Source organism: Ruegeria halocynthiae, from assembly GCF_000743705.1.
Lineage (GTDB): Bacteria > Pseudomonadota > Alphaproteobacteria > Rhodobacterales > Rhodobacteraceae > Ruegeria > Ruegeria halocynthiae_B.
This window is the reverse complement of sequence record NZ_JQEZ01000002.1, coordinates 85,167-99,331: the sequence shown is the minus strand read 5'-3', so window position 1 is coordinate 99,331 and position 14,165 is coordinate 85,167. Positions and strand designations below refer to the sequence as shown.

The window sequence follows — 14,165 nt, the reverse complement described above, 5'->3', positions numbered from 1 at the left end:
ACATGCGTCCCGTTTTGCACGGAGATGTCAGCGCCGCGGCGCGGGTCTTGTTGACCGCGCCGCTGGCAGACCGTGATCGCCTTTGCGCAAGGATGATCCGCGAAGCTGAACTGGCCGACGATTACGTCGGTCAGACGGGTCGGATGCATCCCTTTTGGGGCAACGGATCTTTGATGGCCGCCGCGCGCAACAGGCGGCTGGCGGATGAACCCGGCTTTGACAACCTGCAATATTGCCAATGTTTCGAGCTGGTTCTTCGCCACCTGATCCGTTTCCACCTTACCCAGACGCGCAGCTGACGCATTTGCTGGCGGCAGGGTCCAGGTTCAGGCGTTTGACGGGAATCTCCTCGCCGCAATCCTCGCAATATCCGAATTCTTCTTCTTTCACCCGGATCAGGGCAGCCTCAAGTCTTCGTGTTTCCAAATCGCGATTGGCTTGCTGTGCCTTGGCCATGGCCTGATTTTGCAAAGCATCCATTCTACTGAGCCGCCCAACCGCCTGTTGATCCAGTTCAACAACGGCCTGCGCGTCTTTTCCAGAGGCTGATAAATCCGCAAGCTCAGCCATTCTTGCCCTTATCCGAGCGGCGAATTCATTCAACTTCTTTTCGTTCATTTTTTGTTACCCTGCGGATCACGGGTTTGCGTTTGGTAATTTTACAACTAAATGGCATTCTAGGCGCAGCAAAGGATCAAAAGCCATGTTGGAAAAGCGCAGTCACGTGACCCCCGTCGACCCGGTTTGGAATCGTATCGCGACCGAAGCTCAGGCTGCGGTCGAGAATGAGCCGTTGATGGGTGGGCTGGTCCACGCCTGTATCCTGCACCACCGCAGCCTGGAACGGGCGTTGTCGTATCGGGTGTCGGCCAAACTATGCTCGAACGAGATGTCGATGATGGTTCTGCGCGAAATCGTGGACGAGGCTTATGCCAACGATCCCACTTTGCTTGAGGCCGCGCGCGCCGACCTGATGGCCGTTTACGAACGTGATCCGGCCTGCCATCGCCTGTTGCAGCCGATCCTGTACTTCAAAGGGTACCAAGCCATGCAGGCTTACCGCGTTGCCCATTGGCTGTGGCGTAAGGGGCGGTACGATCTGGCGTATTTCTTCCAGATGCGCTCGTCCGAGATTTTCGGGATCGACATTCACCCGGCCGCGAAAATCGGCAAAGGCATCATGATCGACCACGCGCATTCCATCGTTATCGGCGAAACCGCTGTGGTGGGCGATAATGTGTCGATGCTGCATTCCGTGACCCTTGGGGGGACCGGAAAAGAAGAAGAACAGCGCCATCCAACGATCGGTGACGGTGTTCTGATCGGAGCCGGGGCCAAGGTTCTGGGCAATATCGAAGTGGGCCATTGCAGCCGCATCGCGGCAGGGTCCGTGGTGTTGCAGGAAGTTCCGGCCTGCAAAACCGTAGCTGGTATTCCCGCCAAGATCGTGGGTGAGGCCGGTTGTGATCAGCCGTCGATCTCGATGGATCACATGCTGGGTAAAAACCAGTAAATTCTGCCAAGTCCGATTTTAATTCGAGCGGTTGTTTTTTCTCTTCAACCGCTCGAGCCGTCTCTGCTTGCGCCGCTCTTTTCTCAGCTCAATACGTTTTGCACGTTCCGCCTTTTGCTTGGCGATTTCCACCGGGTCGGTTGTTTTGAACTTAGAGTTCTCGCCCGGATAGCTGTTGGGTTTTGCGACAGCAGCCGTAGGGGCCGCGATTGCCAACAGTGAAAGCAACATCAGGGCTTTGGCTAAATCTGAAAGGGTCATTGCACACCTTCTGCGAAAGGAAACCGTGTGCAAATAAATCTGGTGTGCATGGGCGGATCGGGCAACCGCATCGGCGATCACGTCTGCTCACAACATGTCAGGGCGCCAATCAGCCCCGCTGATTGACACAGCAGGGCCGTTGGTTTGTCGTTCCTCAGGCCAGCATGACCATCGGGTTTTCCAGGTTTTCGACAATGGCTTGCAGCAATTGCGCCCCAAGTGCGCCATCAATGACGCGGTGATCGACAGACATTGTCACCGACATCACCGTTGCTACAGTCAGTTCGCCATCATCCCCAACAACGGGTTTCTTGGCACCTGTGCCAACGGCCAGGATACCTGCATGGGGCGGGTTCACGATGGCGTCGAAATTGTCGATGCCAAACATGCCAAGGTTGGAAACCGCAAACGTACCGCCCTGATATTCATGCGGGGCCAGTTTGCGCTCACGGGCACGGCCTGCCAGGTCTTTCATCTCGGTCGACAGGGCCGACAGCGATTTGGTGTCGGCGTCCTGAAGGACAGGGGTGAATAAACCGCCTTCGATAGCCACAGCCACAGCCACATCTGAAGGTTTCAGTTGCAGCACCCGGTCGCCCGCCCAGACGGCGTTACATTCGGGCACCTGTTGCAGCGCGTTGGCGACCGCCTTGATGATAAAGTCATTCACGCTCAGCTTTATACCGCGCGCTTCAAGCTGTTTGTTCAACTGGCTGCGGAACTTCAGCAGCGCGTCCAGCTTGATGTCCCGACGCAGGTAGAAATGCGGGATGGTCTGTTTGGCTTCGGTAAGGCGGGCGGCGATAATTTTGCGCATCCCGTCGAGTTTGATTTCCTCATACTCGCGCCCTTCGTACATCCGCGCGACAGCGTCGGCAGATGGGCCAGCCGGAGCCGCCGCCGCTTGGGCCGCAGCAGCGGGTGCAGGGGCTGCCGCCGGAGCGATCGCCGTTGCACCTTCGACATCGGCTTTGACGATACGACCATGCGGGCCAGAGCCACTGATCTGCGTCAGGTCCAAACCCTTTTGCGACGCGATCCGGCGGGCAAGGGGCGAGGCAAAGATACGACCGCCATCTGCCTTGGCCGGTGCTGCCGGGGCAGGGGCGGGCGCCTCGGGTGCCGCTGGCGCGGCAGCCTCGTTGCCCGCGGCGGCTGGTGCCGCCTCGGGTGTCTTGGCAGGCGTGGCCGAGATATCATCGGCGCTTTCGCCTTCTTCCAACAGAACCGCGATGGCAGTGTTGACCTTGACCCCTTCGGTGCCCTCAGCGATCAGGATCTTACCGATGGTGCCTTCGTCAACGGCCTCGAACTCCATCGTGGCCTTGTCGGTTTCAATCTCGGCCAGTAGGTCACCAGAGGAGACGGTGTCGCCTTCTTTGACCAGCCATTTGGCAAGCGTGCCTTCCTCCATCGTCGGTGAAAGGGCGGGCATCAGAATTTCGGTGGGCATCTGTTTGTCGCTCCTTACCGGTAGGTCACTTGTTTGACGGCTGCGATCACCTCATCGGTGGTCACAAGCGCCAGTTTTTCCAGGTTTGCGGCGTAGGGCATCGGAACATCCTTGCCTGTCAGGGTGATGACAGGCGCATCAAGGTAGTCGAACGCCTCTTGCATCACCACGGACGAGATGTAGCTACCGACCGAGCCTTGCGGCCAACCTTCTTCGACGGTCACCAGACGGTTGGTTTTCATCACCGAATTGATGATGGCACCGGTGTCCATCGGGCGGATGGTGCGCAGGTCGATCACCTCGGCGTTGATGCCGTCCTCGGCCAGTTTGTCGGCGGCTTCCAGCGCGAATTGCATGCCGATGCCAAAGCTGACGATGGTCACATCCGAACCTTCACGCCAGATACGCGCCTTGCCCAGCGGGATGGTCAGATCATCCACCTGCGGCATGTCGAACGAGCGACCGTAGAGGATTTCGTTTTCCAGAAACACAACCGGATTGGGGTCACGGATCGCAGATTTCAGCAGACCTTTGGCGTCAGCAGCGGAATAGGGCATCACCACTTTGAGGCCAGGAACCTGCATGTACCATGCGGCATAGTCCTGAGAGTGTTGAGCCCCCACGCGCGCAGCGGCACCATTGGGACCACGGAACACAATCGGACAACCCATCTGACCGCCTGACATATAGAGCGTCTTGGCAGCCGAGTTGATGATCTGGTCAATCGCCTGCATCGCGAAGTTGAAGGTCATGAACTCGACAATCGGCTTTAGTCCGGCCATGGCGGAACCCACGGCGATACCAGCAAACCCATGTTCGGTGATCGGTGTGTCGATCACGCGCTTGCCGCCGAACTCGTCCAGCAATCCCTGAGAGATTTTGTAAGCGCCCTGATATTCGGCGACTTCTTCGCCCATCAGGTAGACATCTTCGTCCGCGCGCATTTCTTCGGCCATGGCGTCACGCAAAGCTTCGCGTACGGTTTCGGATTTCATCTCGGCATCTGCGGGCCAGTCGGGAGAGTGATCGACCACCGGCGCTGCGGGGGCAGAGGCAGGAGCGGGGGCCTCGACCGCCGCAGGGGCGGCTTCGGCCACCGCTGCGGCTGCGGGCGCAGCCGCGGGCAGGGCCGAGGCGTCTTCGCCTTCCTCGACCAGAACGGCGATGGGCGTGTTGACCTTGACCCCTTCAGTGCCTTCGGCGATCAGGATCTTGCCGACGATGCCTTCATCGACGGCCTCGAACTCCATCGTGGCTTTGTCGGTTTCAATCTCGGCCATGATATCGCCTGAGGATACGGTGTCGCCTTCCTTGACCAGCCATTTGGCCAAAGTGCCCTCTTCCATTGTGGGTGAGAGCGCGGGCATGAGAATTTCTGTTGCCATGTCTTATTCGTCCTCTCAGGCGTAGATGTCGGTCCAAAGCTCGTCCAGCGACGGCTCGGGGCTTTCTTTCGAGAATTCGGCGGCCTTGTTGACGATCTCTTTGATCTCTTTGTCGATCGCCTTCAGGTCGTCCTCGGTCGCGTGTTTTCCGGTCAACAGCAGTTCACGCACATGTTCGATCGGGTCGCTTTGCTCACGAACTTTCTGGACCTCTTCGCGGGTGCGGTACTTGGCCGGGTCAGACATCGAGTGGCCGCGATAGCGGTAGGTCTTGATTTCCAGAATGTAGGGACCTTTGCCTGCGCGGCAGTGGGCGACGGCCTTTTCACCTGCCTCTTTCACCGCCAGAACGTCCATGCCGTTGACGATTTCACCTGGGATACCGAAGGCTTCGCCACGGTGGTAAATGTCTTTGGTTGACGTTGAACGGGCCTGAGAGGTGCCCATGGCGTATTGGTTATTCTCGATCACGAAAACAACCGGCAAGTCCCACAGGGCGGCCATGTTGAAGGTCTCGTAAACCTGACCCTGGTTTGCTGCGCCATCACCGAAATACGTAAAGGTGACGCCGCCGTTTTCCTTGTACTTGTCGGCAAATGCCAGACCGGCCCCCAGTGGCACCTGCGCACCGACGATGCCGTGGCCGCCATAGAAATGTTTCTCTTTCGAGAACATGTGCATCGAGCCGCCCTTACCCTTGGACAGACCGCCCTCGCGCCCGGTCAGTTCAGCCATGACGCCGCCGGGTTCCATGCCACAAGCCAGCATGTGGCCGTGATCGCGGTATGAGGTGATGCGTTTGTCACCTTCTTTGGCTGCGGCCTCAAGGCCCACAACCACAGCTTCCTGACCGATATACAGGTGACAGAACCCGCCGATCAGGCCCATCCCGTAAAGCTGGCCGGCCTTTTCCTCGAATCGGCGGATCAGCAGCATTTCTCGGTAAAATGTGGTCAGTTCTTCCGCAGAAACATTTGGTTTCTTTGTGGTTTTTCGCGCAGCCATGTTGGCGATCTCCCCCTCTCGGCAAGATAGTTTAGCGTTAAACTATCTCATAAAGCATTTCCAGCTTTCTGGCGAGGGGAAATGTGACGCGACGTCGGATCACGCCGGGTCTGGCCGGTGCGGCACAGAAAAGTCGTTGAGGAGGGTAGATTTTTCGACGAAAAATCTTGGTCCGTGTTCAGCGGATGACGATTTCGTCTGAACGGATCATCCCCAGAACGGAACGTGCCTGCTGATCCAGCAGATCCAGATCCAGATAGGTGTCAGACAGTCGGCGTGTCAGATTTTCCATCCGGGCAGTTTCAGCTTCAAGCTTGGCAAGGTCGCGCGACAGGGCGTCCCGTTCCGCTGCAATCTCGACCCGTCTGAACAGGCCATAGTCACCCTGCACGGCGGCAAAGGTGAAATACACACCCAGCATAAACGCCACCATGAAGAAAACGACTGCGCCCAAACCGGGCCGATGGGAACGGGACACTCTGTTTACCGCCGTATGAAGTCTGCCTCAAAAACGTGCCCTTTCCGGGCATCTGTTCGTACTATGTCACAGGTGATTCGGCTTGTGAATCCCCTGATTCGAAAAAACGTATCAAGGCAGTAAGTTTTATTGTTCCAACGCGGCGACGCCGGGCAGGGTTTTGCCTTCCATCCACTCCAAAAACGCGCCACCGGCCGTCGAGATGTACGAGAAATCCTTGGCCGCGCCTGAGGCATTCAGGGCGGCGACCGTGTCCCCTCCACCCGCGACCGAGATCAGTTGTCCGGACCGCGTCAGCGCCGCTGCTTTCAGGGCGGCAGCGTTGGTCGCGGCATCGAACGGCTCCAGCTCGAACGCGCCCAAGGGGCCGTTCCAGATCACTGTATGGCTTTTGGCGAAGATGTCCGTGATGACCGCAACGCTGTCCGGACCTGCATCAAGGATCATGCTCTCATCCGGGCATTGATCCGCGGGCAGCACCTGATTGGCAGCGTGGGCTTCGAATTTCTCGGCGACGACGATATCGCAGGGCAGGACGATCTGGCAGCCGGATGTTTCGGCCTTGGACAGGATTTCAGCGGCAGTGTCTTTCATCGCTGTCTCGGCCAGCGATTTTCCGACGTTGCGCCCTTGCGCGACGAGGAACGTGTTGGCCATGCCACCGCCGATCACCAGATAATCGACCTTATCGACCAGGTTGCCCAACAGTTCCAGTTTGGTGGACACCTTTGCGCCACCGACCACAGCGGTCACCGGGCGTTTAGGTGCGCCAAGCGCGCCTTCCAGCGCTTCCAGCTCGGCCTGCATCAGGCGGCCAGCACAGGACGGAAGCAGACGCGCTATGGCCTCGGTCGAGCTGTGGGCGCGGTGAGCGGCGGAAAAGGCGTCGTTGCAATAGGCATCGCCCAGTTTGGCCATGCCTGCGGCAAGGTCCGGATCGTTCTTGGTTTCGGCGGCGTGAAAGCGGGTATTCTCCAACAGCAGAACCTGACCCGGTTGCAAGGCTTCGGCGGCCATGTCGGCCTCAGCCCCGACGCAATCTGCGGCAAACAGAACTGTTGCGCCAAAGGCTGCTTCAAGGGTCGGGATCAGCTGTTTCAACGACAGGTTCTCGCGGCGCTCACCGCCCGGGCGTCCGAAATGGGCCAGCAGGATGGGCTTGCCCCCGGCGGCCAGGATATCGCGAACTGTCGGCACGATGCGTTGAATTCGGGTTGCGTCGGTCACAACACCGTCAACGACCGGCACGTTGATGTCGACGCGCACCAGCACGCGTTTGCCTTTCAGTTCCATGTCGTCCAGCGTTTTCCAAGCCATCGCGCAATCCTCGTGTGTTGAAACCGGTTTAGGCGGTTCTTTTCCTGCATTTTGCGCTCAGGTCAATGCGTCACTTGGCATTCATGCGCATGGCGCATAGGTATTTGCGCAAGACAAAACGACAGGAGGGCCACATGGCCGAGATCAAGGATCCCGAAAACACAATCATCGTCGAACTGACCGGCGGTAATGTCACTATCGAGCTGTTGCCCGACGTGGCCCCGCAGCACAGTGCCCGGATGAAGGAACTGGCGCGCAGCGGTGAATATGACAATGTGGCCTTTCACCGTGTGATCGACGGCTTCATGGCGCAAACCGGCGACGTGCAGCACGGTGATATGGAAGACGGGTTCAACCTGCGCATGGCGGGCACCGGTGGCTCGTCGCTGCCGAACGTTCCGGCCGAGTTCTCGAAGCTGCCGCATGACCGGGGCACGTTGGGTGCAGCCCGTTCGCAGAACCCGGATTCGGCCAATTCGCAGTTCTTCATCAACTTCAGCGACAACCACTTCCTGAACGGCCAGTACACCGTATATGGCCGCGTCATCGACGGGATGGAACATGTGGACGCCATCGTTCGTGGCGAGCCGCCTGCGGCCCCCGATCGCATGATCAGCGTCAAGGTGGCCGCCGATGTATAAGCTGGCCGCCGCATTTGCCCTGCTGGCCAGCCCGGCGCTGGCCACGGGCCTTGAGATCGAGATCGAGGGTGAAGGGGCCAACGGCACCGTCACCGTCGACCTGTTCGAGGATATCGCCCCCAAACATGTCGAGCAGATCAGCGCCCTGGCGTCGTCTGGTCAGTATGATGGCGTCGTGTTCCACCGCGTCATCGACGGCTTTATGGCCCAGACCGGAGATGTAGAGTTCGGCAACAAAACCAGCGACAAGTTCAATGTTGGGTCCGCCGGGCGCGGCGGCTCTGACCGTCCCGATCTTCCGGCCGAGTTCTCGGACCGGAGTTTCGAGCGTGGCGTTGTTGGCATGGCACGCTCGCAGAACCCGAACAGCGCAAACTCGCAGTTCTTCATCATGTTTGAGCCGGGGCCATTCCTGAACGGTCAGTACACCGTTGTCGGTCAGGTTACCGATGGAATGGATGTGGTCGACGCGATCAAGCGTGGCGAGGGCCAGAACGGGGCTGTGATCGGCGAGCCGGACGTGATGAAAAAAGTCACCGTCACAGAGTGATCCAAGAAACCCGGCGCTGGGAACGGCGCCGGGTTCGCTGCAGCTATTGATCGATGAAATTCCGGATCGCCTGCGTATACGCATCGGGCGCCTGAAATGACGCGAAATGGCTGACGTCTTCCAAAATCAGCAGATCGGCACCGGGGATCGCCTGAGAAATCGCTTGCGCATGTTCGGTCAAAACGGCCTCGTCATGCGCGCTTTGCACGACAAGGGTGGGGACGCTTACGGATTGCAATCCTTCAAGACCGCCGGGTTTTTCAGTACCCCACATGGCCGCGACACCGCCCAGAAACGGCTCGAACCCGTCCGGGGTCGGGGACATCCGGGCGTAATCCCCGGCCATCATTCCGACATACGCGCCAAAGACTTCGTTGGATTCCACGGATGGATCAATGCCGTCCAACGAAACATTGCCCGCATGGGCGAAATGGCTGGCCAGACGATCCGGCGCTGTACTTGAAATCGTGTAGCCGATGTTGGCCCCGTCCGACCATCCGACCAGATGCACCTTGTCCACCTTCAGATGATCCAGCAGGGCCAGGTAATCCTGCGCCAACAGCTCGTACCCATAGGTGCTGCCATCATTGGTTGATCGCCCATGCCCCCGGGTGTCAGCCACGATCACGCTGTGGTCACTGGACAGATCCGTCACTTGGGCGGCCCAAATATCGCCATGCGCCAGCCCCCCATGGATCAGCAGCACCGGCGTGCCCTCGGCCGAGCCATAGGTGGCGTAATACATGTCGATGCCGTTGACGGTGGCGGTTCCGCTGCTCGCGGCCTCGGGCATCGCTGGTGGTTCGGGAATTGTCAGCCACGCGTCCTGCGCCATTGCTGCTGTTGCTGTCAGCGCTACGGCTGTGGCTATTAGAAATCGGATCATATGCGTCTCCCTTTTGCGCCAATCGGGCGCAGTATGTCAGGGATGATAACGCAGGAATTTGGGGTGCGGGGGAAAATCCCCCGCTTTGATGTCAGTCGTCTGTTGTCATCGCATTCCAGATCACGGCACCAATGGCACCACCGATCAAAGGCGCGACCCAGAACAGCCAAAGCTGCGCCAGCGCCGGGCCGTCTGCAAACAGGGCAACCCCTGTGGACCGGGCCGGGTTGACCGAGGTGTTGGTCACCGGGATCGAGATCAGGTGGATCAGCGTCAGACCCAGACCGATGGCGATTGGTGCGAACCCTGCAGGGGCCCCGCTGGAGGTCGCGCCCAGAATGATCACGATGAAAAAGGCCGTCATCACAATCTCGATCACCAGCGCGGACATCAGCGAATACCCTTCGGGCGAAGCCTCGCCATACCCGTTCGAGGCAAACCCACCGACGCCCTCAAACCCGGGTGCGCCGCTGACGATCAGATACAGCACAGCCGCCGCCGCAATCGCGCCGATCACCTGCGCGATCCAATAGGGGATCAGGTCTTTGGCAGGGAACCTTCCGCCAATCATAAGGCCAAGACTGACCGCCGGGTTGAAATGCCCGCCCGAGATGTGACCGACCGCGTAAGCCATGGTCAGAACCGTCAGGCCGAAGGCAAAGGAAACACCCAGCCAGCCGATGCCCACATCGGCGACGCCTGCGGCCAATACGGCGCTGCCACACCCGCCCAATACCAGCCAGAACGTGCCGAAGAATTCGGCCATAAGTTTTGATGACATGAAAAGCCCTCCTGAAAACAATGGGTTTCAGTGTAATTCAAAAATTTCTGTTTGTGAAACTGACGTTGGGAGAGCCCGAGAAGATGCGCCTTATTGGTCCCATTTGGCAGGGTCCAGCCGGAACAGCTTGGCCAGTTGGTCGTACACTTCGGGGACGTCGGCCTTCAAATCCCTTGGTCTTTCAAAGAAGACTTCGACCGCGACGGCAAAGAACTCTTCGTGGCCGACCGCGCCATAGGCATCAATGACTGTGTGCTGTCCACTTTCCACGGCACGGACATGGGCGTCATACGCGGTCAGAAAAACGTGTTCCCATTCCGCAAAGCTCTGCCCGTCACTCAGGATCGGGACACCGTTGGTGCCGCCGGACAGATCGTCGATCTGATGCGCAAACTCGTGCAGAACCACATTCTGCCCATCCCTGTCATTCAACGCGCCTTGCCGGCTGTGTGTCCACGACAGAATGACCGGACCGCGATCCCAGCTTTCACCGGTACGAACGATTTCCTTTTCGCTCACGACAAATCCTTCTTGCCGCCGTTGACGGGATTTGAACGCGGAGGGATAGATCAGGATCGTTGTCAGATGGTCGTACCAAAGATCGCTGTTGACGATCAGTAGACAAGCCTGCGCGGCAATGGCCAGTTGCATTTCCTCGGTGACCTCCAGCCCGTCGCAGCCGTAGAAACTGACTTGCTCCAGAAAAAGGTTCACCTTGCCATCCAGCCCGGTCCGCAGGTTCGTCGGAAGGCGGCGGATCAGGGGCACCTGCTGTTCGATGATGGTGCGTTCACGATCCGAAAGCGGGGTCGCCAGAAGCCGTTTGCGCGATTGGGTCTTGGACCAGTGACGATACAGGAAAAAGCCCGCGATCAGCAGCAGAACAGAGAAAAAGATCAACATGGCAAAACCCTATACCGACCACACCCGGCGGCAAGGGCAAAAGAAAAACGCCGCAGGTTTCCCCGCGGCGTTTGTTCAATCAGAACGCGTTTGCGTCTTACTGTTTGACCTCGGCGGCCGGGTTCGCGCCCGACTTGCCGCTGCGGCCCGGGTTCAGCGGATCGTCCTGACGCTGCACGGATCCTTCGAAATGCGCGCCGCTTTCGATGGCGATGGTCTTGTGGATGATGTCGCCTTCGACACGCGCGGTCGAGGTCAGGCGCACCTTCAGGCCGCGCACGCGGCCCACGATGCGGCCGTTGATCACAACGTCATCAGCGGTGACTTCGCCTTTGATGGTGGCGGTCTCGCCGATGGTCAGCAGATGCGCGCGGATGTCGCCTTCGACCGTGCCTTCGACCTGAATGTCGCCCGAAGTCTTCAGGTTGCCGGTGATGTGCAGGTCCGAGGACAGAACGGATGCCGGGGGTTTCGGCTTGGGCGCGGTGCTGGCCTTGGTTTCCGACGGGGCGGGTGTCGCCGGAGTTGCCGGAGCGGCAGGTTTGGCCGCTTCAGGGGCGCTGGTTCCGGGCTCGTTGATTTTGCTCTTAGAAAACATTTCTCGCAGCCTTGATGTATGTCATTGGGTTTACAGGTTTTCCGTTTGCGCGCACCTCATAGTGCAGATGCGTGCCGGTAGACCGTCCGGTGCTACCCATATCAGCTATGTGATCCCCGCGCGAGACCCTTTGGCCAACCTTGACGCGGATCTTGGTGTTATGGGCATAAAGTGTCTCAATCCCGAATGCGTGCTTGATCTTGACCAGCCGTCCAAAGCCGGACTGCCAGCCCGCGTGTGTAACGACCCCATCCGCAGTTGCCAGAATGTCTGTGCCATGTGCGCCTGCAAAATCTGCGCCGTTGTGCATGCGCCGACCGCCTGTTTTCGGGTCGCGGCGGCTGCCAAATCCGCTGGTAAAGCGGACGACCGAATTGACGGGGCTGGCAAACGGGGCTTTTTCTGCGGCGATCCGGTACAGGTTCAACTGGTCCATCTGCTGCAACAGGGTGTTCGCGCGGATCTCGTCGGGGGTCAGGTCCTCACCGCGCGTACTAAAAGTGATGGGGGTCAGGGGGCCGCCCATGCCGCTGTATCCACGGCGGACTTCTTCGATGATGCGGTCCGTGGGCATACCGGCCTGACGGAACATTTTGTCCAGAGGTTCGACCGAGATGATCATGGCCTCTTCCAACTGGCGGAAAATCTCGTCACTGCGTTCCTGCATCAGCCGGATTTCCAGCTCAAGCTCGTCGCGCTGGTCCAAGGCGTGTTTGGCATCCGCAGCGATCTGGTCGCGCTCTTGTGCGGTGCGGAACAGCGCCTCGGTCATAAAGTTCATCTGCTCGGGGTCGGAAATGGCCGCCATATAGACGTCATCCCCGTTGGCGTCCTGCCGCATCTGGGTCAGTTCGCCGCGGGCCTCTTCGCGCTGTTTCATGGTCGCGCGCAGGGTGGTCTGGATCACTTCGATTCCGGTTTCCAGCTCGCGTCGCTGGTTTTCCGACGCCAGCAATTCCGATTGCATCGCCGAAATCTGCTGCAAAGCCGCGTTGAACCGGTCCTGTGCCGCCAAAGCTTCTTGAGCGCGGGAATCACGTTCCGCCGACAGGATGTTCAGGCGTTCCTGATACGTCGCCTGATCGCGTTTTGCCTGTTCCCGGAAGTTACCCGATCCGATGCTGTCCATCAGCAGGATGGCCGTGGCGACCGCAGTCCAGCCGACAATCACGGCAACACCCGCAACGGCAACAACCTGCGTCTCAGAACTGAGACGGATAAATCGCGTATCGGTGTCGGATTTCAGAAATACCCGGCGTTCCGGAAAGTGCCGCTCGAGCAGTGAGTGTAATTTAATTGCCAGACGTGTTCGCACGCGTCTTCACCTCTCATCCCCATGATCGGGACCGGTCATGAGCGATCGCCGTCCCTTGGGCGCATTGCATAAAGGGCGCGTGTGCTTTGGGCAAGTTTGTTAACTAGTTCACACATGAAAGCATCTTTTTCCCGCCAATTCTCGGCGGGAAATTGCCGATAACGCCAAGTTGAGGGTGCCTATCGACCCGTGCCGGGCGGTGGCAGGTCTTCGGTCAGCGGCCAGTAGAAATCGGGTGGCAGACCCGCCTCGGCACGTTTTTCCTCGTTGAAGGGCGGTTTCAGCACCCCGTGGAAATAGCGGCGCACCAAGGTGTGAAACACGTCCTTGGGGTCGGCATTCTCGCGCCCGCACAGGAAATGGAACCATTTTGAGCCATAGGCGACATGGCCAACCTCTTCGGCGTAGATCACCTCCAGCGCGGCAATCGCCTGTTCAGCCTTAGCCTTGCGGAAGATGTCGATCATGCCGGGCGTCACGTCCAGCCCTCGGGCCTCAAGCACCATGGGAACCACGGCCAAACGACCCATCAGGTCCTCGGCGGTATCCTCGGCGGCACGCCACATTCCGGCATGGGCGGGCAGGGCACCATAATGGCTGCCCATGTCCCCCAGACAATCGCAGACCATCTCGAAATGACGCGATTCTTCTTCGGCGCATTTGACCCAGTCGTCATAAAAACCGATCGGCATCGGCACATGTCCAAAGCGGGCGATGATGTCCCAATGCAAATCGACTGCGTTCAGTTCGATATGTGCCACCGCATGTAACAAGGCGATGCGGCCCGCCTCGGTTCCGGGTTTGCGTTTGGGAACCTCGCGTGGTGACAACAGTTCCGGTCGGTCGGGTCGGGCGGGTTGCAGCGGGGGCGCGGCGGTGCCGATCTCAATCGCGGGCGCATCGCCGTTTCGCGATGCAACCCATGCGGCGGCATGGCGTTTGGACAGGGCGGTCTTTTCCCGCCCGTCTGCCGTGGTCAGAACTTCGGTCGCCATCTGGGTCAGTGTTTTCGACACCGGGTTTCTCCGCTTAGGTTGTTGCGCGGGTCTTAAACCGGATGGCGACCCTGGTCGAGAGGG

Annotated in this window: 17 protein-coding genes; 4 read left to right on the top strand and 13 right to left on the bottom strand. The window is 59.0% G+C overall.

Translation table 11 applies throughout. The features are described 5' to 3' along the window. Positions 1-2 precede the first annotated feature (2 nt). A complete protein-coding gene (locus JT51_RS06770) occupies positions 3-299 on the top strand; it encodes a hypothetical protein (RefSeq protein ID WP_037309874.1) in 297 nt (98 codons plus the stop codon). Here the strand turns inward: JT51_RS06770 and JT51_RS06765 are convergent. Continuing rightward, entirely contained in the window at positions 280-618 is a 339-nt protein-coding gene (locus tag JT51_RS06765) for a TraR/DksA C4-type zinc finger protein (protein ID WP_037309871.1), read from the bottom strand. The genes JT51_RS06770 and JT51_RS06765 overlap by 20 nt on opposite strands. Before the next feature lie 85 nt (positions 619-703). Between JT51_RS06765 and cysE the strand changes: the two genes are divergently transcribed. Next, positions 704-1,513 carry a serine O-acetyltransferase gene (gene cysE / locus JT51_RS06760; protein ID WP_037309869.1) on the top strand — a complete coding sequence of 270 codons (810 nt, stop codon included), beginning with the start codon at positions 704-706 and terminating at the stop codon, positions 1,511-1,513. Between the two features lie 18 nt (positions 1,514-1,531). On the opposite strand, the gene JT51_RS06755 is transcribed toward cysE, so the two are convergent. The 6 genes from JT51_RS06755 to JT51_RS06730 form a co-directional block, all read right to left on the bottom strand. Next, complete coding sequence (locus JT51_RS06755) at positions 1,532-1,774, bottom strand: hypothetical protein (RefSeq protein ID WP_037309865.1); 243 nt, start codon at positions 1,772-1,774, stop codon at positions 1,532-1,534. A gap of 154 nt (positions 1,775-1,928) precedes the next feature. Beyond that, positions 1,929-3,227, bottom strand: a complete 1,299-nt coding sequence (locus JT51_RS06750) for a pyruvate dehydrogenase complex dihydrolipoamide acetyltransferase (RefSeq protein WP_037309863.1) — start codon at positions 3,225-3,227, stop codon at positions 1,929-1,931. Between the two features lie 14 nt (positions 3,228-3,241). Further along, on the bottom strand, positions 3,242-4,612 hold the full coding sequence (locus JT51_RS06745) for a pyruvate dehydrogenase complex E1 component subunit beta (protein ID WP_037309860.1): 1,371 nt from the start codon (positions 4,610-4,612) through the stop codon (positions 3,242-3,244). 15 nt (positions 4,613-4,627) lie between these two features. Continuing rightward, positions 4,628-5,617, bottom strand: coding sequence for a pyruvate dehydrogenase (acetyl-transferring) E1 component subunit alpha (gene pdhA, locus JT51_RS06740; protein WP_037309857.1), 990 nt, complete (start codon positions 5,615-5,617; stop codon positions 4,628-4,630). 178 nt (positions 5,618-5,795) lie between these two features. After that, positions 5,796-6,095, bottom strand: coding sequence for an FtsB family cell division protein (locus JT51_RS06735; RefSeq protein ID WP_037309854.1), 300 nt, complete (start codon positions 6,093-6,095; stop codon positions 5,796-5,798). Between the two features lie 126 nt (positions 6,096-6,221). Beyond that, entirely contained in the window at positions 6,222-7,412 is a 1,191-nt protein-coding gene (locus JT51_RS06730; RefSeq protein WP_037309851.1) for a phosphoglycerate kinase, read from the bottom strand. A 134-nt stretch (positions 7,413-7,546) separates the two neighbouring features. Here JT51_RS06730 and JT51_RS06725 point away from each other — a divergent pair, with 134 nt between their 5' ends. Further along, positions 7,547-8,053, top strand: coding sequence for a peptidylprolyl isomerase (locus tag JT51_RS06725; RefSeq protein WP_037311827.1), 507 nt, complete (start codon positions 7,547-7,549; stop codon positions 8,051-8,053). Beyond that, positions 8,046-8,603 (top strand): peptidylprolyl isomerase, encoded by a 558-nt coding sequence (locus JT51_RS06720; protein ID WP_037309849.1) that lies wholly within the window; start codon positions 8,046-8,048, stop codon positions 8,601-8,603. Before JT51_RS06725 ends, JT51_RS06720 begins: the two co-directional genes overlap by 8 nt. Positions 8,604-8,646: 43 nt before the next feature. Here JT51_RS06720 and JT51_RS06715 read toward each other — a convergent pair whose 3' ends face one another. The 6 genes from JT51_RS06715 to JT51_RS06690 all read right to left on the bottom strand — a co-directional run bounded on the left by JT51_RS06715 (position 8,647) and on the right by JT51_RS06690 (position 14,081). After that, complete coding sequence (locus JT51_RS06715) at positions 8,647-9,489, bottom strand: alpha/beta fold hydrolase (protein ID WP_037309846.1); 843 nt, start codon at positions 9,487-9,489, stop codon at positions 8,647-8,649. A gap of 91 nt (positions 9,490-9,580) precedes the next feature. Further along, positions 9,581-10,270, bottom strand: coding sequence for an aquaporin Z (gene aqpZ, locus JT51_RS06710; RefSeq protein ID WP_037309843.1), 690 nt, complete (start codon positions 10,268-10,270; stop codon positions 9,581-9,583). Between the two features lie 90 nt (positions 10,271-10,360). Continuing rightward, entirely contained in the window at positions 10,361-11,173 is an 813-nt protein-coding gene (locus tag JT51_RS06705; RefSeq protein ID WP_037309840.1) for a zinc-dependent peptidase, read from the bottom strand. Between the two features lie 97 nt (positions 11,174-11,270). Next, positions 11,271-11,771: a bactofilin family protein gene (locus tag JT51_RS06700; RefSeq protein WP_037309837.1), complete on the bottom strand. Its 501-nt coding sequence runs from the start codon at positions 11,769-11,771 to the stop codon at positions 11,271-11,273. Continuing rightward, positions 11,761-13,086, bottom strand: a complete 1,326-nt coding sequence (locus JT51_RS06695) for a M23 family metallopeptidase (RefSeq protein WP_037309832.1) — start codon at positions 13,084-13,086, stop codon at positions 11,761-11,763. Before JT51_RS06695 ends, JT51_RS06700 begins: the two co-directional genes overlap by 11 nt. 179 nt (positions 13,087-13,265) lie before the next feature. Next, positions 13,266-14,081: a ferritin-like domain-containing protein gene (locus JT51_RS06690; RefSeq protein WP_051927491.1), complete on the bottom strand. Its 816-nt coding sequence runs from the start codon at positions 14,079-14,081 to the stop codon at positions 13,266-13,268. Positions 14,082-14,165 lie beyond the last annotated feature (84 nt).